Raw genomic sequence first — 18,689 nt, forward strand, 5'->3', positions numbered from 1 at the left:
CCTTGTGGGCGGCGGGGGTGGCGGCCCGGCCGGTGAGGGCCAGGAAGACGTCGTCGAGGGTGGCCTCGTGCACGGCGAACCGGGCCACCGCGTCCCGGTCCGGATCGATCTCGTCCAGCAGCGCCCGCACCCGCGCCGCGCTCCCGTCGGTGGGCACTGCCAGGAGCAGCCGGTCCGGTTCGCGGTGCACGGTGCGCCCGCCGAGCAGATCCGCGGTGCGCCGGTAGGCGGCGGCGTCGGCGAGCGTGAGGTCCAGACGCCGTCCGGCCACCCGCCTCTTGAGGTCGGCGGCGGTGCCTTCGGCGACCACCCGGCCCGCGTCGAGGAGTGCGATGCGGCCGGCGAGCCGGTCGGCCTCCTCCAGATACTGGGTGGTGAGGAAGACCGTGGTGCCGGCGGCCGCCAGGCCGGCGACGAGTTCCCACATGGCCTGGCGGCTGCGCGGGTCGAGCCCGGTCGTCGGCTCGTCGAGGAAGACGACCTCGGGGCTCGCCACGAGTCCCGCCGCGATGTCCAGCCGGCGGCGCATCCCGCCCGAGTACGTGCCCGCCCTGCGGCCGGCGGCTTCGGTGAGGTCGAACCGCTCCAGCAGTTCCCCGGCGCGCTCGCGGGCCCGGCGCCGTGTCAGCCCGCACAGCCGGCCCATCATGCGGAGGTTCTCCTCGCCGGTCTGCTGCTCGTCCAGTGCCGCGTACTGGCCGGTGAGGCTGATGCGGCGGCGCACCTCGCGCCGGTCGCGCACCGTGTCGAAGCCCGCGACGCGGGCCCGGCCCGCGTCGGGGCGCACCAGCGTGGACAGGATGCGCACGGTGGTGGTCTTGCCGGCCCCGTTGGGCCCCAGCAGCGCGAACACGCTGCCGCGCGCCACCTCCAGATCCACTCCGGCCAGGACTTTCACCCGGCCGTAGGACTTCTCCAGACCGGTCGCCTCGACCACCGGTTCGTCGGCCATGACGGTATCCCCCTCTTGTCCCGCGCGCCCCGGGCACGCTTCTGCGTATGCCATACACTCTATTGCGTAGGGTATACACATCCCTAGGATGGCGGTCAACCGGACGGAGAGCATCAGCGGCGAAGGCGGGCACGACAAGATGGCGAAGGACAGCGGCGACGGCCTGCCTCCCGGCGTGGAGACCGCCTGGGGCCTGCGCGAACGCCCCGGCAAGGGGCCCCGGCCGGGGCTGAGCGTGTCCCGGATCGTCGGCGCCGCGATCGAACTCGCCGCCGCCGAGGGCATCGCGGCGGTCTCCATGGCCCGGGTCGCCGCCGCGCTCGGCGTCTCGACGATGTCGCTGTACCGGTACGTGACCTCCAAGGAGGAACTCCTGGTCCTCATGGAGGACACCGCCTCGGGGCCGCCTCCGCAGGGCCCCGTGCCGGAGGAGGAGGGCTGGCGGGCCGCGCTCGCGCACTGGGCCCGCTCGCACCGGGAGGTGCTGCACCGCAACCTGTGGATGCTCCGCATCCCGGTCAGCTCGCCGCCCGTCACGCCCAACTCGGTCGCCTGGATGGAGCGGGGACTGGCCTGCCTGCGCGGCACCGGGCTGGACGAGGGAGAGAAGGTGCAGGTCATCCTGCTGGTCAGCGGCTTCGTCCGGAACGAGGCGACCCTGGCGGCGGACATCGAGGCGGCCGCCAGGGCCTCGGGCCGGAGCACGGCCGAGACGATGGCCTCCTACACCCGGCTGCTGGGCAGGCTGACCGATCCCGAGCGCTTCCCGGCCGTCACCGCGCTCCTCGCCTCGGGGGTCATGGAGCAGCCGGAGGAACCCGACGACGATTTCGCCTTCGGCCTGGAGCGCCTGCTGGACGGCGTCGAGGTGCTGGTACGGGCGCGGAACGCGCCGGGCCGCTGACGCACGGCGGCGTCAGCGGCCCGGCACGGCCGGGAAGCAGGGCCTTCGCGGGCCCCGGGGTCAGCGCGGCTGAGTGTCCAGCCAGACGGCGGTGTCCGGCGGCAGCGTCCGCCCGTCGCACGCGCCGCTGGCCAGCAGCGGCCCGGCCTCACGGGGCGGCAGAGGCAGCGGGGCGCCGGAGAGGTTGACCCGGCACTCCAGGGCGCCCTTGCGGAAGGCCAGCTCACCCTCCCGGGCCGGCAGCCAGGTGAAGCTCTCGTCCCCGGTGAAGGAGCGGCGGGTCTTCAGGGCCGCCCGGTACAGCTCCAGGAAGGAGTCCGGCCGGCCGGTCTGGGCCTCCACCGAGTACTCGCCCCAGCCGTCGGGCTGCGGCAGCCAGCTCCCGCCCGGGCCGAACCCGCAGGAGGGGCCCGAACGCTCCCAGGGCAGCGGTACGCGGCAGCCGTCGCGGCCCTTGCGGGCGTTCCCGGTCCGCTCCCACATCGGGTCGCGCAGCGCCTCGCGCGGCAGGTCGGCCACCTCCGGCAGGCCCAGTTCCTCGCCCTGGTAGAGGTAGGCGGTGCCGGGCAGCGCCAGGGTGAGCAGAGCGGCGGCGCGGGCCCGGCGGCGGCCCGCCTCTTCGTCGGCGGCCGGCTCGCGGCCGTCCGACATCAGCCAGGCGACGGTGTCGGTGCCGGCGGGCAGGGCGTGACGGCTGAGGTGGCGCACCACGTCGTGGTTGGACAGCACCCAGGTGGGCAGCGAGCCGACCGAGCGGGCGCCCTCCAGCGAGGAGTCGATGACCTCGCGGTAGGCGGCGGCGTCCCAGGGGCAGCGCAGATAGGGGAAGTTGAACGCCTGGTGGAGTTCGTCGGGCCGGGTGTACAGCGGCAGCCGTGCCTGGCTGACGCCCGCCTCGGCGACGGCGATCCGGGGCGGGGTGTACTCGTCGAGGATCTTCCGCCAGGCCCGGTGGATGTCGTGGACCTCGTCGCGGTCCCAGAAGGGGTGGTCGTGCCCTTCGGGCGGCGCGTTGAGGGGGGCGGAGTCCGATCCGTTGGTGTCGCGCAGCGGCAGGGAGAGGTCCTTGCGCATGCCGTGTGCCACGTCGATGCGGAAACCGTCGACGCCCAGGTCCAGCCAGAACCGCAGGATGCTCTCGAACTCGGCCGCGACCTCGGGGTTCTCCCAGTTCAGGTCGGGCTGCTCGGCGGCGAAGATGTGCATGTACCACTGGCCGTCCGGCACTCGGGTCCACACCCCGCCGCCGAACTTGGACTGCCAGTCCGAGGGCGGCTCGCCGCCGTCCGGGCCGCGGCCGTCCATGAAGACGAAGCGGTCGCGGGCGGGCGAGCCGGGCGGGGAGGCCAGCGCCTCGGCGAACCAGGGGTGCTCGCTGGAGCAGTGGTTGGGGACGATGTCGACGATGACCTTCAGGCCCAGGGCGTGGGCCCTGACCAGGAGCTCGCGGAAGTCCTCCAGGGTGCCGTGGCGGGGGTCGACGTCGCGGTAGTCGCTGACGTCGTAGCCGCCGTCGGCCCAGGGGGAGCGGTAGAAGGGGGTGAGCCACACCGCGTCCGCGCCCAGTTCGGCGACGTGGCCGAGGCGGTCGGCGGCCCCCCTCAGGTCACCCATGCCGTCCCCGTCGGCGTCGGCGAAGCTGGGCACGTATATCTGGTAGACGACGGACTCCCGCCACCAGTCGGCGTCGTCGCCTCGGGACGTGCTCTGTGTCACGGCTGCCTCTCGGGTCCTGTCTGTAAGACAAGCCGAATTATTGAGCCGCGACTTGGTTCACGGTCAAGAATTGCCCGCGATACGAGCGCGTGACATATGCCATGTCCGGTGATGTCCGGACTCACCGCTCCGGTTCTCCCGCCCCCGCCGGGCGGTTCACCCCGGAAGGAGCGGGTAACCGTCCTCGCACCGTCCGTGCCCATCCCCACAGCACCGGGCCGCATGAGGAGAGACATGTCCGCAGCACAGCAGAGCGACGGCCTGGTGAACTGGGCGACCGGTCTGATGGAGACCCTCGGCGCCCCCGGGGCGGGCCTGGCCATCGCCCTGGAGAACCTCTTCCCCCCGCTGCCGAGCGAGGTGATCCTGCCGCTGGCCGGGTTCACCGCCAGCCGCGGCGACATCAGCCTCTTCGCCGCTCTGCTGTGGACCACGCTCGGCTCGGTGGCCGGGGCGTTCCTGCTGTACTGGGCGGGCGCGCTGCTGGGCCGGGAGCGGACCCTGGCCGTCGCGCGGAGGATCCCGCTACTGAAGCCCTCGGACATCGAGAGGACCGAGGCGTGGTTCGCCAGGCACGGTACCAAGGCGGTCTTCTTCGGGCGGATGGTCCCGGTCTTCCGCAGTCTGATCTCGGTGCCCGCCGGCGTCGAGCGCATGCCCGCGGCGACGTTCCTGACGCTGACCACGCTCGGCAGCCTGCTGTGGAACACCCTCTTCGTACTGACCGGGTACGCACTCGGGGAGAACTGGCACACGGTGTCGGGCTACGTCTCGATGTACTCCAAGGCCGTGGTGGCCGTCATCATCGTGGCCGTCGTGGGTTTCGTCGCCGTCCGCGCGGTGCGGTACCGCCGCGGCGACGGGTAGCCGACCGGTGGGGCGCCTCAGGTGCGCCCCTCGCCCTCCTGAGCCTCCTCCAGGACCGGCCCGGCCGTCATCCACCCGGCCCGCACCACCGTGAACCCGTCCGCCTCGTAGGCGTCGCAGACCTGGTGGTCGTCGTCGACCACCAGGGCGACGGTGCGCTCCCGCGCCAGGCTCCGCAGCAGTTCGGGCTTGGCCACGCGGGCCGGGCGGCGGTCCCGCCCGCCGCGCATCAGCAGCGGTCCGTCCGGCAGTCCGTGCCGGGCCAGCCACCACAGGGTGTCGCGGCGGCACCGCTCCGGCCGTCCGGTCACATAGGCGATCTCGTGCTCCCCGGCTGCGGCCAGGGCCAGTTCGACGCCCTCGGTCAGCGGCGGGTCGTCGGGGGCGGCGGCGAAGAAGGCGTCCCAGTCGCGGCGCCCGTCGAGGAAGCGCAGGCGGTGACGGACGTCGGCGAGCGTTCCGTCCAGGTCGAACACCGCCAGAGAGCGGGGCGCCATCGGTCACCTCCGGGTGCGGTACGGCAGCGGCACTCGCGCCATGCTCCCACCCGCCGGTCACGGCCGCGCGGCCGGCCGGGGGCCGTCCACCCACCAGCGCAGCGCCTCCGTGGCCAGCTCGGGCGGCACCTCGTGGCCGCCGCCGAACTCCCGGTAGGTGACCGCGTAACCGGACCGCACCAGCTCCGGGACGAGGCGGCGGCTGCACGCGCCGACCGGCAGGACGGGATCGTCCCGGCCGTGGGAGACGAAGACGCGGGGGTGCCCGTGGTGGACCATCGGGGCCATGAACCCCGGCGAGAAGGCCAGCACCGCGCCGAACAGGTCCCCGTTGGCCGGCCCCAGCGAGAGCGCGTAGGAGGCCCCGTCGGAGAAGCCCGCCACCGCCACCCCCGCCGGGTCCACGGGGAAGCGCCGGAAGACACCGCGCAGCGCGGCGTCCAGCCGGGCCACGTCCGGGCCGTAGCCGCCTTCGACGACATCCCAGGTGGAGCCGGCCGCCTGGGGCGCGAGCAGCAGCAGCCGGCCGGACCCGGCCTGCGGGAGCAGCCAGGTCAGCGCCTGCTCCGCCGTTCCCCCGGCTCCGTGCAGCACCACCACCAGCCAGTACGGCCGCACCGGCGCCCCGGCCCCCGCGGACGGCGGAACACGCAGCAGCGCCCGCCCTTCCAGGTGGTGCGTGCCCGGCTCCCCCTCCGCGAAGCCGGGCGGGGAAGCGGAGGGCCGTGCGGACAGCCGGCCGTGCGACACGTCCTCCCCGACAACCGGATGAGGGAGGGCCCGCTCCGGCCCCGGGGCGCCGCCCGCGCCCTCTTCTCCGTCCGTCCCGGTCACTTCCGCTCCCTCCTCCGCCTTCGGCGCCCCGGCTCTCCGGCGGGCGCCGTGCCCGCCGGGCGCCCGGTCGCCGCCCGGCGCCGTGGTACCCCCGGCGGCACGGCGCATGCCCGCATCCCACGGGGGTACGCACCCGGCATGACCGACGAAAAGGACACCGGCAGGAACGCGGGCGGGGACACTCCGTCGAAGTGGACCCCGGACGACGAAAGGGTCCGGGAGATCCGGGAGGCCGAGCGCGAACGCGGAGAGGCCCGCCCGTTCGACTACCCCTACGGCGAGCGCCGGGCCAATGTGCGGGCCAGGCGCCGCATCAGCAGGGAGGAGGCCGACGCGGACATGCCGCCGGGCCTCTCCGGAAGCTACGGCACCACCGGTGGCGGGCAGCCCGCGGGCCCCGCGCGCGCCCGGCCGGGCAGGTCGGTCGTGGGCGAGGATCCGGCCGGGATCGTCGACCGGGACGGCACGCCCGGGGAGGAGGGAGCCGGCGAGGAGACCCGGGAGGCCGGTGAGGACACCGGACGCGGGTAGCGGCCATCGGGATGGAGTTCCACCGCCGCGCCCCGGAGGGCGGTGCGGCCTCCCGTTTCACCCCGGTCCGCCGGGGCACGCGGCCCGCATGAGTCTCTCCCGCCTCCTGCCGGACAGCACCCTGTCCCTGCTCGCCCGGGGTTACGCCTGGCTGCCCGACCGTATGCGCCGCACCACGGGCCCCCTGGTGCGCGCCCGGCTGCTGGGGAAGCCCACGGTGGCCCTGCGCGGGCCGGAGGCGGTCCGCTTCGTCTACGACGAGCGCCATGTGCTCCGCGGGCCGGCCCTTCCCGAACCGGTGAAGAGCACCCTGTTCGGGCACGGCGCGGTGCACACCCTCGACGGTGAGGCGCACCGCGTGCGCAAGGCGATGTTCCTGTCGCTGCTGAAGTCCCCGCGGAACATCGCCGGCCTGGTCGGCGAGGTCACCGCGGCGTGGGACGAGGCGGCCGCCCGGTGGGCGGAGCGGGAGCGGGTGGTGCTGTTCGACGAGGCGAGCCGGGTACTGGCCGGGGCGGTCTGCCGGTGGGCCGGCGTACCGCTGGAGGAGGCGGAGACGGGCTCCGTCGCCCGCGACCTGGTGGCCATGGTCGACGGCTTCGCCACCCCGGGCCCGCGCCACTGGCGCGCCCGGTCGGCACGCCGCCGCCGCGAGGCGTGGCTGGCGTCCCTCGTGGAGGAGGTGCGCGACGGCGCTGTGAGCGTGCCCGAGGGGTCGGTGGTGGACGTGGTGGCGCGGCACGTCGACGCGGACGGCGAGCGGCTCGACGCACGGACGGCCGCGGTGGAGATCCTCAACGTGCTGCGCCCCACCGTCGCGGTCTGCTGGTTCACCGCCTTCGCCGCGCACGCCCTGCACCGGTGGCCGCAGCACCGGGCCCGGCTGGCCGAGGAGGCGCGCGCCGGGGCCGGGCACCACGGTTCCGGGGGCGCGTACGCGGTGGCGTTCGCCCATGAGGTGCGCCGCTTCTACCCGTTCGCGCCGTTCATCGGCGGTCTCGCCGCAGCCGATCTGACGTGGCGGGGCGAGGCGGTCCCCCGGGGTGCTCTCGTCCTGCTCGACATCCACGGGCAGGACCACGACCCCACCCTGTGGGAGGACCCTTACTCCTTCGATCCGCGGCGCTTCCTCGACCGCCCTCCGGAGCGGGACGAGCTGATCCCGCAGGGCGGCGGCGACCCGGCCGCGGGCCACCGCTGCCCCGGCGAGGACGTCACCGTGGCGCTGCTGACGGCCCTGTCGGCGCGGCTGTCCCTGCTGGAGTACGAGGTGCCCGAGCAGGATCTGCGGATCCCGCTGCGCCGTGTGCCCTCCCGCCCGCGCAGCGGCTTCGTCCTCGCGAACGTGCGCCCGCCCGGCTGACCGGGCCCCGGCCGCCGGGCCGTGCGCGTCGCCCCCTTCAGCCCTCCTCCCCGGGCCGTACCTCCGGCGCGTCCGGCACGTCCCGTACGTCGAACCCGCCGCGGCCGTCGATCCGTACCTCCCGCACCGCGTCGAAGCCGTCCGACCGGCGGGGTTCGCGCAGCCGCCGGAGGGTGTCGAAGAAGCCCGCCTCGGGCACGCGCTCCCTGCCCTGGCGCGCGGCGTTGCGCGCCAGGGCGTTGGGCACGTCCGGCGGGAACCAGTACGCCACCACCCGCGCCCCGTGGGCGTGTCCCGCGGCGATCAGGGGAGCCCACTCCAGAGGTGAGGGGTTGGTGTTGTCCACGACCACCGGCCGCCCCCGCTCCAGCGCCTCCTCCACCAGGCGCATCTGGCGCCGCTGCTTGTGCCGGGCGGAGCGCGGGAAGAGGTCCTTGCTGACCACGGTGTACCCGGTGGGGAGGCAGCGGGCGCGGAAGATCGTCTTCCCCGAGCCCTGGAGGCCCACCAGCACGGCCAGTTCCACAGGCGCCCGCGGCCCCTCCCACGGGGCCCGCCCCTGTCCGGGCCCCCGCCCGGGCGGCGGTCCTGCCACGGTCTGTCAGCCCTCGCCCTCGGCCTTCTGCTGGGTCAGGCTCCAGGCGTACTGCAGCCAGTCGGACAGGGCCACGCTGCTCAGGCAGGAGGTGACCAGGCGGGTGGCGCGCGGAGCCGTGGCGTAGCCCGCCGTCAGGCCGCCGGCGATCCACATCGCCACGCAGAAGGGGCAGGCCAGCAGTTCGCCCACGGACCGGTGCAGTCCGTGTCCGCGGGGCACGTCCATGACCTCGGCCCCGTGGAGACTGCCGGTGCGGCGGGTGAAGGGGGCCCGGAGGAAGCTGGTGACCTTGTCCTTGGTGAGCAGCCGGGAGCTGCGGTAGGTGGCGACCCCCATCAGGAGCAGGTCCAGCGGGGGGATCCGCTCGGGCAGCTGCCGACCCGACGCCCTCATGCGCCAGGCGAACACCCCCGCACCGGTCGCGTAGACGCCCGCCAGCGTGGCGAGTCCGCGCAGGGAGACCTCCCCCTCCTCGGAGTACCCGTCCGCGCCGGTGACCCGGCCCACCGTCTCGGCGGCCTGGTCCATGGCATCACTCATTCGGCTCCTCCTCGTCACCGGTCCGGAAACAGGCCTCGCGCCCCCGTCGGGGTCACCCGTGTCACGGCCTGGGGTTCGTACGCCGCCACCGGGGGCGCGCGTCGGCCCCTCTGCGCCCCGCGACCGAGGCGCACCGCGGGCACAGCCGCCGTACGCGGTCGGCCGCGCCGCCCGACTCGGGGATGACGTCGCTCCACGTCACATGCGGGAAGCGGTCGAGCCGCGAGCGGCTGAGGGACAGCCCGCACACGGTCTGGTTCATGCCCTGTTCCCAGGCGTGCACCTCGCCTGCGGGCAGCCGGACGCCGTCCTCCTCGTCGGTCCACCGGCCCGACGCGGCCACGGCGTATCGCTTGCGTACTGACACGGGTGTACGGGTTTCCCCCAGCGCCGTCCCCACACCACTTCTCATCGGTTTCCGCAGCTCTCGGGGCTCCGCGTCCGCCGCGCGGCCGCGTCCCTCCCCTCCCCCGGCCGCGGCTGCGCCCACCGCTCGTGCGGTACGGCGGCCGCGCCTACTCGGGGTCCGCCGCGGGCTCCCCCCGGCGGTGGAGCCTGCCGCCCGCACGGAACTCGTGGACGGCATGGCCCTGCTCCCCCGCGGTCAGCATCACCTGTTCCCAGCCCAGCGCACGGTTCCCCGTGGCGAACAGCGGGCCGCTCTCCCGGTCGCCGACCACCTCGCGCAGCAGTCCGGCCGCCCGCTCGCTGATGTCTCCCTCTCCCTCGGGCACCGCCCGGCCGCACACCCCGGTCACCCGCCTCGCCCGCAGGTCCACGTCCTGGATCTCCAGGGAGAGCAGGTCCAGCACCCGCAGGTCCCCCTCCCACAGCAGCAGCCACAGGGCCCGGTGCGCCATGTCGATGGAGTCGTCGGCGAGCAGCTCCTCGAGCCGTTCGGCGGTGATGCGTTCGTCCGTGAGCGTCATGGCCCGGCAGTATTCCGGCCGGACACGTCCGCGGGTAGAGGTAGGGAGGATCCTTCCTGTGAAGGCCGTGCGGCCGAAACCCCGTCCGCCGTCCGCCGCGGGGGCGGACGGCGGTGGCGGCGGTGGAGGGCCACGGTGCGGCCCTCCACCCCGACTCCCCTGTCAGCAGGTGAGGTTGTCGCCCGGGGTGGTGCCCAGGATCTGGACGAACCGCCGGTAGTTGTCGATCCGGCTCTGCACCTGTGCGGGATTGCGCCCGCCGCACTCCAGGGAGCCGTTGATGCTGCGGATGGTCTCGCCGAAGCCGTGCCCGCCCACCATCGCGTTGTGCGGGGTCATGGTGCCCGGCCCGCTCTGGGTGTTCCAGTACCACAGGGCGGTCTTCCAGGCGACCGCGGCGTCCCGCTCCACCAGGTGGGGGTTGCGCAGCAGGTCGATGCCGAGCGCGTCGCCCGCCGCCTTGTAGTTGAAGTTCCAGCTGAGCTGGATCGGACCCCGTCCGTAGTACGCGGCCTGGCCGGCGGGGCAGCCGTAGGGCTGACCGCTGTCGCAGTAGTGCGGGTAGTTGGCGGTGTTCTGCTCCACGATGTGGACCAGACCGCCGGTCTCGTGGCTGACATTGGCGAGGAAGGCGGCGGCCTCCCGCTTCCTCACCGTGTCGCTGCCGGTGCCGGCGAAGGCCGGGTAGGCGCTCAGGGCCGCCTTCAGGCCCTGGTAGGTGTAGAAGGGGTTCCGGTTCGGGAACATCTGGTTGAACTGCGCCTCGCTGACCACGAAGCCCGACGGGTCCGGGTCGGTGGGCGGCGGGGTCGTGCCGCCGCCGCAGGCGCCCTGGTCGCTCCAGACTCCGGAAGTGCCGGGCGGCGCCTCGTTCTGGGTCCACCAGCGGGCGGTCCAGTTGTGGCCGTTGTGGGAGACGGTCGTCCCGCCGAGGTAGACCGCCGAGGAGTTCCACGGGGTCGCGCACTCGGCGGCGGAGGCGGAGGTCGCGGGGATGGTGACCGCCAGGGCGCCTGCGAGGACGGAGGCGGCGAGACCCGCCATGAGGCGTTTTCTCAGCACGTGAACTTCCCTTCCGGAGTGGGGGGTTGACCGGGAACACTCAAGCGCCTTGGTATATACCAGTCAAGGTATGGACCAGATCCGCTTCCGCGGAGCCACCGAACCGAAAGGAAGGTCATTCACCGTGATCGTATGAATTGAGCCTTCACCCGAATGCCGGTCATCCGGTCGGGTCCCGCCTTCGTTGTTGTGGACGTGACTCCACCAGATCCGCTTTCCACACCCGCGGCCCGCCTTCCCGGATCGAGCTGCCGTGAGTGACCAGGGCCCGCACTTCGATCCGTACGGCACGCCCCCGGGTCCGGACTCCGAGTGGTACCGCACCGGTGTCCATCCGGACTTCGACCCGTGGTTCGTGCCGGAGCAGAGAGCCCCCGCCCCGCCCGACGTGGACGTCCTCGACCCGTCCTGGGACTTCGAGGCCGAACTCGCCAAGCTGCTGCAGGACTCCGGCCACGCACCGCACCGGCCCCACGGCCGGGAGCACGATTCGTCCCGCGCCCGGCCCGCCTCCACCGAGCACTCCGGGGGAGGCGCGCACACCGGGACGGAACCGCCCGCGGACGAGACCACCCGGGTGCTGCGCCGCTTCGACGCCGGGGACACGGCGGAGACGGGCCGCTTCGGCGGCGCCGCTCCCGCCCGCCGGGCGGGGCGCTCGGCCGCCGAACGCCGCCACCGGCGCAGGCGCCGGACGCCGCACCGGCCGGAGCTGTCGCTGCTGCACGTGTTCAGCTACGCCGTGGCCGCGCTGACCGCCGGCATCGTGGCGATGGTCAGCGTGCTGGGCGGACTGGTCTCCTACGACCCCCTGCGCCTGCTGGCCGGTCCCACCGTGCCCGCCGACCTGGCACGGTGGTGGCCCCTGCTGATCTACGGGCCCTGGCTCACCGGTTCCCTGTCGATTCTGCGCGCCACCGTGCTGCGGCGCCGGGTCCGGCACTCCTGGGCGGTGGTGATCCTGTTCTCGGCCGTGGCGGTGGTCCTGTGCGTGGCCCATGCCCCCAAGACCCTGACCGGGGTGGCGGCCGCGGGCCTCCCCCCGATCACCGCCCTGGCCTGCTTCCACCAGCTGGTGGGGCAGATCACCCTCACCCAGCCCCGGCACGCCCTGCCCCGCCGGCCCGCGCCCCCGCCGCAGCGCGGCCCGCTTCCCCGGAGGCGGACCACGTACCGCGTGGACGGTCCGGGACGCCCCTCCGGGGAGGGGCGTCCCGGACGAAGCGGCTGACACGGGCGGGAACGGAGCCTGCCGGGCGGCCCGCGAGGGGCCGCCCGGCAGGCTCGTCCCGGTGCGCGGCGGCGCTCGTCAGCGGCCGGCTCTCCGGCTCTCCGGCGGCCCCAGGTAGCTCGGCCGCAGACCGCCGGTGTCCACCACGATCCGGTGCACGACGACCGTCGGGTCGACCATCCACAGCTTCAGGACGTGGACACCCGGCCGGCCGACCGTGTGCCGGGTGACGGTGCGGTTGACGTTGTCGGACGTGTTCCTCGCCCACCGCCTGTTCATGTAGGTGTCGTCGGCCCCGGTGGCGGTGGTGACGTTCACCGTCCGCGGTTCGGCGTCGTCGATCGAGACGGCGTACCGCAGGCCTTCGGTCGGCAGGACGTTGTTGCGCGGTGAGAGATACACCCACACGTCGACCTCGCCGGCCGTGGTGAGCGTCATCTCGTACTCCAGGCGCGGCCCCCGGCCGCCCGGTTCCCGGCTGGGGGCGGTGACGGGGTAGGGCTCCATCCCGTCCTCCGCCCGCCCGATGTCCGGCAGGCGCTTCCAGTGGACGCCCGCGGTCTCGACGGCCCGGGAGTAGTGCGCGGCCTCCATGGAGACGTGCCCGTCCGCCTCGACGAAGCCCCTCGGTCCCCGCCGCGGCATCCTGTGGTTCTCGACGACGGCCTGGATCTCCACGGTGGCGCCGCCGGGGCCGTGGACGGTGATGGGCACCCTGGTGACGCCCTTGGGAGCCCTCCTCCAGTCGACGCGCACGGTGGCGCGCACCTGTTCCTCGACCCGCCCGCGCGCACGCCTGATCCGCACCCAGGGCTCGGCCGCGGTGATGCGGTAGTCGAAGGGCCTGCTGCCGCGGTTGAAGACCTCGATGTACTGCTCGGGGTAGTTCTGGTACGGGCTGAAGGCGGGCAGCACCGCCTCCGCGCCCGCCTCGGGCCACCACAGGTCGGACCCGTCGATGCCCACGCCCATCTCGGCGCGGTCGGGCAGTTCGATGCGCCTGACCGCCGGGAAGACCTCGTCGGGCAGGGCGACGTGGTCGGGTGTCTGGGGCTGCTGCCAGGGCGCGTCGGGCCCGTAGCGCTCCACGTCCCCGTAGCCGATCTTCGGCTGGGTCTGGAAACCCTTCCACTTTCCGCCGGCCAGGATGTTGTTGTAGTAGTCCGACATCGCCCGGTCGTCGGCGAAGCGCTCGCCGGTGAGATCGGCGTAGCGGTTGGTGGCGGCGCGGCCCTGCTCGGCGTAGAGGAGGTTGGTGAACTCCGCCTCGCGCAGCTCGTAGAGGTTGGCGGTGGCCTTCACCTGGTAGAGCACGAGCTGGTAGTAGGCGTCCCGGTCCTCCTCGGGGAGCCTGCGGCCGGCCTTCTCCGCCCGTCCGGCCAGCCGGCGCCACTCCTCGGTGACCCGGGCCGTCTCGCCGTAGTGGTTGAGGTGGTAGGGACTGGCCTGGTCGTCGTAGACCACCGCCTCCTCGTCCTTCGACAGGTCCTTGGCCGGGTCCAGGGTGATGCGGCGGTTGAGCAGCTCGGGTTTGCGGCGGGCCTGCAGGACGCCGTAGGTGTGCAGGATGTCGGCGATCTCGTCGGCGTGCTCGGGGCCGAAGCTCTGGGCGACGTAGCCGCGCCCCCACTCGTGGAGCCGTTCCAGGGGCCGGCGCTCCGGGGCCCAGGCGTAGTCGAGGAAGAACTGCGTGGGCAGCTCCTCGGCCTTCAGGTCGCCCACGTTGACCACCCACAGGCGGTCCACGCCGTAGGTGTGGGTCAGATGGAGCTGCTCCCAGGTGCTGACGAGGTTGACGGTGTCGACCCACTTGTAGTTGCGGCCGACTCCGACGTAGTCGAAGTGGTAGTACATGCCGTAGCCGCCGGCGCGCTTCGGGAGCGACTGGTCCGGGAGCTTGCGCATGTTGCCCCAGTTGTCGTCGCAGAAGACGACGGTGACGTCGTCCGGCGGGCGCAGGCCCTTGTCCCAGTAGCGCTGGACCTCCTTGTAGAGGGTCTGCACCTGCGGGATGCCGGTGACGTCCTCCTTGCCCGTGACCTCGGCCAGGATCTCACGCTGGCTGTCGAGGATGGACCGCATCAGGTCGATGCCGTCGCCGTCGGGCAGGCTGACGTCGCCGTTGCCGCGCATGCCGAGGGTGACCACTCCCTCGAAGTCCTCCTCCACCATGCGGCGGATGCCGTCGGCCCAGTACGCCTCGATCGCCTGCCGGTTGCGGCGGAAGCTCCACTCGCCGGTGCCGCCGTAGGGGTCGCTGCCGGGCTCGGTGATGTTGCCCTCGGCGTCGCGTTTCGCGGGGGTGGCGTGGCGGTTCCACTCCTCGATGCCGCGCATCATGGGGGCCTCGTGCGAGGTGCCCATCACGATGCCGTACTCCTTGGCGGTGGCGTGGTTGGCCGGGTCGTCCTCGGCGAAGGCCCGGCCCCACACGGCCGGCCACAGGTAGTTGGCCTTGAGCCGCAGGAGGGTCTCGAAGACCTTGGCGTAGAACTCCTTGTTGAAGCCGTTCGGGAAGCCGGGGGCGTGGCCGGGGCCGAAGTACTCCGGCGCCCAGGTGCCCAGCGCCGGGTTCTCGTCGTTGATGAAGAAGCCGCGGTACTTCACGGCCGGGGTGCCCTGGGTGTGGCGGCCGGGCAGCACGTGCAGCTCGTCGTGGCGGCGCGGCGGTACGTCGTCCCAGAAGTGCCAGGGCGAGACGCCCATCTGGCGGGTGGTCTCGTAGATGCCGAAGATGGTGCCGCGCTGGTCGCTGCCGGCGATGACGAAGGCGCGGCGCACCCCCGGTGCCGGATTCTCCACCACCTGCTCGACGGTGGTCTCCCACTTCCCCGCGATGCCGGAGACGTCCAGCCTGCCGTCCGCGACGAGCCGGTCGATCAGCGGGCTCCTCCCGATGGTGCCGACGATCACGACCTCGGCGCGCCGCGACGGGGCGTCGCCCCGCCTCAGTGCCGGCTCGACGCCGGTGACACGCCCGATGTCCCTGCGCAGGTCCTCCGCCGCCCGCAGTACGCCCGGGTGGTCGCCGCCGCTGACCACGATCGGTGCGGCGCGGCCGTCCGCGACGAGGGGGAAGCTCCCTGCACGGCGGGAGAAGGAGACGTAGGCGTCGAAGTCTCCCCCGTGTCTGCCGCCGCCCCCGCCCCGGTCCGCCGCCGCGGCGGCTGCCGGGGATGCGACGGCGGCGGGTACGGCGGTGGCTGCCGCGGTCAGCGGAATCAGTCCGAGGAACGTCCGCCGGCTGGCGTTCCCGGGGGCCTGTGGTCCGGTATCGGGCCTTCTCATTGTTCGATCTCCGCAGGTCATGGACGGGAGAGGACTGGAGGGAAGCACACACTGATCGTTCCGGAACGATTCCGGAATCGAATCACCGAGGCATGCTCCGGTCAAGGCTCTCCACCACGGAACTTCCGCGGTCACCAAAGCAGTTGAGGGCGCGCAACACGGGAACAGGCCGTCCGGAATTCCGAAAATTTTCGCCATCATGACGACACTTCCGCGCGACGACGCCCCCCTCGGGCGGCTGCGCCGCCGCCTGTCCCCTCGGCCGACCGGACCGGCGGAGGCCGAAGGCTCCGAAAACTCCGGGCCCGTCCCGCACGCGGCGGCGGGGCCGTACGGTCATCCGTACGGCCCCGCCGCCGCGGTGTGCCGCCCGTCGGGGGCGGCCTTGCGGGCTCAGCCCGGCCAGGTACCCGTCAGCCTGCGGACGGCGACGGCGCCTGAGCGGTCCACCGCCGCCCTGACCACCGAGAAGATCACGCCCTGGATCGCGGCCGCCAGCAGGATCTCGCCCAGCTTGCGGTCCTCGTCCCCGGGGTCGGGCGCGTCGTCCTCGTCGCTGATCGCCTTCCACGCCTTCTTGAAGGCGGTGCTCGCGATCAGGCCGCCCAGGGTGCCGAGCGCGAACCCCACGGGCCTGTACACCAGCTTCTGCTTCCTCTTCTTCATGGCCGGTTCTCTCCTACCGGGTCCGCGGGACTGTTCCGGGCGCCCCTGCCGCGGGCCGCCCGGGTCTTCCCACGGCTTCCCCGTACGCGCCGCGCCATACCGCGTGCGTGCCGGTCAGCGGGTCACCACATGCCGCTCGTCGGGGACGCAGTGGGTCATCGTCAGCCCCTCGACGTCCCGCGGCGGGTTCTTGCCGAGGTTCGCCAGGCGCTCACGGTCCTCGTCGGTGAGCTGCTGGTTCGGCAGCGGCTCCAGGTTCGCCACGTCCTGCGGGGAGATGCCGAGCCCCTCGCCCACCCGCAGCCCGAGGTCGTTCTCCGCGAGCAGCAGGTGCCACACCATCCGTTCCTGGATGTGCCTGGGGCACTGCTTGAACTGGTTGGTGAAGTTGGCGACCAGGTCGTCGCGCTCCCAGTCCTCCATCAGCAGGTAGCGCTGCCCGGCCTGCATGTAGTCGTTGGTCCGCGGGATGCGGCTGCGGGTCAGCCTGCCGCGGATCTCCGGTCCCTGCTCGCCGTAGCCCGGCCCCTCCGCCTCCTGGAGCCCGCCGAGGGTGGACGGCTCGTAGTTGACGTGCCGGTTCTCACCCCGGGGGTCGACCTCGTAGGCCATGGGGCCGCCGTTCTGGTTGGTGTGGACCGGGGCCTTGGCCCGGTTCACCGGCAGCTGGAGGTAGTTGGGGCCCACCCGGTAGCGCTGGGTGTCGCTGTAGGAGAAGGTGCGGCCGACCAGCATCTTGTCGTCGGAGAAGTCCAGGCCGTCGACCAGCACGCCGGTGCCGAAGGCGATCTGCTCGTTCTGGGTGAAGAAGTCGTCCGGCATCCGGTTGAGGACCATGCGGCCGACCGGCTTGGGCGGGAACTCCTGCTCGGGCCAGGTCTTGGTGTCGTCCAGCGGGTCGAAGTCCAGCTCCGGGTGCTCGTGGTCCTCCATCATCTGCACCAGGAGTTCCCACTCGGGGTAGTCGCCCCGCTCGACGGCCTCGTACAGGTCCTTGGTGGCGTGGCCGAGGCTGTCGGCCTGGACGTTCGCGGCGTCCTCCTCGGTCATGGAGCGCACGCCCTGCTTGGGCATCCAGTGGTACTTGACCAGCATGGTGCGGCCGTCGGAGTTCTCCCACTTGTAGGTGTTGACCCCGAAGCCCTGCATGTGCCGGTAGTCGGCGGGGATGCCGCGCGGGCTGAAGAGGTTGACCAGCATGTGCATGGACTCGGGCGTCTGCGACATGAAGTCGAAGATCCGCTCCGGCCGCTGCTCGAAGGTCACCGGGTCGGGCTTGAGGGCGTGGATGACGTCGGGGAACTTGATGGCGTCCCGAACGAAGAAGACGCCCAGGTTGTTGCCGACGAGGTCCCAGTTGCCCTCCTCGGTGTAGAACTTCACCGCGAAGCCGCGGGGGTCGCGGGCCGCCTCGGAGGAGTCGCGTCCGCCGATCACCGTGGAGAAGCGCACGGCCACGTCGGTGCGCTTGCCCCGCTCCTGGAACAGCTTGGCGCGGGTGTACTGCGCGATGGGCTCGTCGCCCCAGGAGCCGTACGCCTCGAAGTAGCCGAAGGCCGTCACGCCGCGCGCGTGCACCACCCGCTCGGGGATGCGCTCGCGGTCGAAGTGACTGATCTTCTCGAGGAAGTGGTAGTTCTCCAGCGTGGCGGGACCCCGGGCGCCGACCGTGCGCTGGTTCTGGTTGTCGTGGATCGGGTGGCCCTGCCGGTTCGTGAGCACCGGCCGGTCGTCGCGCTGCCTGGCTGTCTCGGTCACGTACAGGTCTCCTTCGAACGAGGGTTCGCGCGGCGGAGGCGTCCGGAGCCGCCGTGCGCGTGTGCCTGTACCCCGATCCGCCCCTTTCGTACCTTCACTTCGGCCATCGGTGCGCCGCGCGGAGCGCAGACCGAACACGCCGGTCCGCTCCCGTCCCCCGCGGGGGACGGGAGCGGACCGGCGTGCGGGCGGTGGGCCGGCTCCCGTCCGGGGTCAGCGCTCCAGATCGCCTCGCATGGCGACGAACAGCTTCCCGGCCTCGTCGAGGGTGCTGTCGGGGAACAGCGCCACCGCGGCGGTGCTCTCGTCCGCCCAGCCGCAGACCACCTGGCCGTTCTCGGCGAGGGAGGCCATCAGGCACTCCACCGAGCCGCCCAGCGGCCCCGGATCGGCCACCGGCCGCGCCTGGGGCTGCCCCAGCTCCGGATCCCAATCGATGTACTCCAGCATGCCGCGGAAGAGGTGTTCGCGGCGTTTGTTCGTGTCCTCGGGGACGTTGTCGACACCCTCGAAGAGGACCGGGTCGCCGCCGTCCGGGGCGGCGAAGTGGCTGACGACCAGTCGCATGCCGTCCCGCATCTCCCCCGGATCGACCGGCACGTCCCCGACGGCGCCGTCCCCGGTGTGCTTGCGCAGGCCCCCCGCCTCCGCCGCGTCCACCAGCGACCGCCGCCCGCCCGGCGCGGCCGGCTGCGACGCGCTCGGGGAGGCGGTCGCCGAAGCACCCGGAACCGCGGACGCCGGGACGTCGTCCGCCGGCAGGTCCTCCGGCTGGCAGGCGGTCAGCGCGGCGACGGCCGCCGCCGCGACGACCGCCGCCCGGCGCAGCGCTCCCCGTGATGTCCGAAACACAGTGGTGTACCCCCCTGTCCAAGGCCGTCCGTCCGACGACCGCGACCAGTGGACGCGCAGGTGGGCGGGCCCGGTTCCCGAGCCCGGGACGCTGCCGGAGG

The 18,689-nt window shown here is 73.1% G+C and carries 18 protein-coding genes; 5 read left to right on the forward strand and 13 right to left on the reverse strand.

The features are described from left to right. On the reverse strand, positions 1-952 hold a 952-nt coding region (locus L7D48_RS12345), incomplete at its 3' end, for an ATP-binding cassette domain-containing protein (RefSeq protein ID WP_237879378.1). A gap of 88 nt (positions 953-1,040) precedes the next feature. On the opposite strand from L7D48_RS12345, the gene L7D48_RS12350 reads away from it, so the two are divergent. Beyond that, positions 1,041-1,856 (forward strand): TetR/AcrR family transcriptional regulator, encoded by an 816-nt coding sequence (locus L7D48_RS12350; protein ID WP_374492054.1) that lies wholly within the window; start codon positions 1,041-1,043, stop codon positions 1,854-1,856. Between the two features lie 60 nt (positions 1,857-1,916). Here the strand turns inward: L7D48_RS12350 and L7D48_RS12355 are convergent, their stop codons facing one another. Next, on the reverse strand, positions 1,917-3,572 hold the full coding sequence (locus L7D48_RS12355; protein ID WP_237879380.1) for an alpha-amylase family glycosyl hydrolase: 1,656 nt from the start codon (positions 3,570-3,572) through the stop codon (positions 1,917-1,919). 234 nt (positions 3,573-3,806) lie between these two features. Here L7D48_RS12355 and L7D48_RS12360 point away from each other — a divergent pair, with 234 nt between their 5' ends. Continuing rightward, on the forward strand, positions 3,807-4,439 hold the full coding sequence (locus L7D48_RS12360; RefSeq protein WP_237879382.1) for a DedA family protein: 633 nt from the start codon (positions 3,807-3,809) through the stop codon (positions 4,437-4,439). Between the two features lie 17 nt (positions 4,440-4,456). Here L7D48_RS12360 and L7D48_RS12365 read toward each other — a convergent pair whose 3' ends face one another. Continuing rightward, complete coding sequence (locus L7D48_RS12365; protein WP_237879383.1) at positions 4,457-4,936, reverse strand: hypothetical protein; 480 nt, start codon at positions 4,934-4,936, stop codon at positions 4,457-4,459. A 57-nt stretch (positions 4,937-4,993) separates the two neighbouring features. Next, positions 4,994-5,770: an alpha/beta hydrolase gene (locus L7D48_RS12370; RefSeq protein ID WP_237879385.1), complete on the reverse strand. Its 777-nt coding sequence runs from the start codon at positions 5,768-5,770 to the stop codon at positions 4,994-4,996. Between the two features lie 138 nt (positions 5,771-5,908). Between L7D48_RS12370 and L7D48_RS12375 the strand changes: the two genes are divergently transcribed. Together L7D48_RS12375 and L7D48_RS12380 are read left to right on the forward strand one after the other, a co-directional pair. Continuing rightward, complete coding sequence (locus tag L7D48_RS12375) at positions 5,909-6,301, forward strand: hypothetical protein (RefSeq protein WP_237879388.1); 393 nt, start codon at positions 5,909-5,911, stop codon at positions 6,299-6,301. Between the two features lie 88 nt (positions 6,302-6,389). Then, positions 6,390-7,664: a cytochrome P450 gene (locus tag L7D48_RS12380; RefSeq protein WP_237879390.1), complete on the forward strand. Its 1,275-nt coding sequence runs from the start codon at positions 6,390-6,392 to the stop codon at positions 7,662-7,664. A gap of 37 nt (positions 7,665-7,701) precedes the next feature. On the opposite strand, the gene L7D48_RS12385 is transcribed toward L7D48_RS12380, so the two are convergent. From L7D48_RS12385 to L7D48_RS12405, 5 genes are all read right to left on the reverse strand, one after another. Then, positions 7,702-8,190 carry an ATP-binding protein gene (locus L7D48_RS12385; RefSeq protein WP_237879398.1) on the reverse strand — a complete coding sequence of 163 codons (489 nt, stop codon included), beginning with the start codon at positions 8,188-8,190 and terminating at the stop codon, positions 7,702-7,704. A 75-nt stretch (positions 8,191-8,265) separates the two neighbouring features. Further along, entirely contained in the window at positions 8,266-8,802 is a 537-nt protein-coding gene (locus tag L7D48_RS12390; RefSeq protein ID WP_237879399.1) for a DUF1360 domain-containing protein, read from the reverse strand. A gap of 61 nt (positions 8,803-8,863) precedes the next feature. Then, positions 8,864-9,169, reverse strand: a complete 306-nt coding sequence (locus L7D48_RS12395) for a hypothetical protein (protein WP_237879401.1) — start codon at positions 9,167-9,169, stop codon at positions 8,864-8,866. 148 nt (positions 9,170-9,317) lie between these two features. Next, positions 9,318-9,731, reverse strand: coding sequence for a site-specific integrase (locus tag L7D48_RS12400; RefSeq protein WP_237879403.1), 414 nt, complete (start codon positions 9,729-9,731; stop codon positions 9,318-9,320). A gap of 162 nt (positions 9,732-9,893) precedes the next feature. Beyond that, on the reverse strand, positions 9,894-10,775 hold the full coding sequence (locus L7D48_RS12405; RefSeq protein ID WP_237879417.1) for a glycoside hydrolase family 19 protein: 882 nt from the start codon (positions 10,773-10,775) through the stop codon (positions 9,894-9,896). 271 nt (positions 10,776-11,046) lie between these two features. Between L7D48_RS12405 and L7D48_RS12410 the strand changes: the two genes are divergently transcribed. Beyond that, on the forward strand, positions 11,047-12,024 hold the full coding sequence (locus tag L7D48_RS12410; RefSeq protein ID WP_237879405.1) for a DUF2637 domain-containing protein: 978 nt from the start codon (positions 11,047-11,049) through the stop codon (positions 12,022-12,024). Between the two features lie 78 nt (positions 12,025-12,102). On the opposite strand, the gene L7D48_RS12415 is transcribed toward L7D48_RS12410, so the two are convergent. From L7D48_RS12415 to L7D48_RS12430, 4 genes are all read right to left on the reverse strand, one after another. After that, on the reverse strand, positions 12,103-15,312 hold the full coding sequence (locus L7D48_RS12415; RefSeq protein ID WP_237879407.1) for a glycosyl hydrolase 115 family protein: 3,210 nt from the start codon (positions 15,310-15,312) through the stop codon (positions 12,103-12,105). A 393-nt stretch (positions 15,313-15,705) separates the two neighbouring features. Further along, positions 15,706-15,978, reverse strand: coding sequence for a DUF4235 domain-containing protein (locus L7D48_RS12420; protein ID WP_237879409.1), 273 nt, complete (start codon positions 15,976-15,978; stop codon positions 15,706-15,708). 114 nt (positions 15,979-16,092) lie between these two features. After that, complete coding sequence (locus tag L7D48_RS12425) at positions 16,093-17,736, reverse strand: catalase (protein ID WP_237879411.1); 1,644 nt, start codon at positions 17,734-17,736, stop codon at positions 16,093-16,095. A 213-nt stretch (positions 17,737-17,949) separates the two neighbouring features. Next, a complete protein-coding gene (locus L7D48_RS12430; RefSeq protein ID WP_237879413.1) occupies positions 17,950-18,588 on the reverse strand; it encodes a hypothetical protein in 639 nt (212 codons plus the stop codon). Positions 18,589-18,689: the final 101 nt, after the last annotated feature.

It is taken from the genome of Streptomyces sp. ICN903, from assembly GCF_022015835.1.
Taxonomy (GTDB): Bacteria; Actinomycetota; Actinomycetes; order Streptomycetales; family Streptomycetaceae; genus Streptomyces; species Streptomyces fenghuangensis.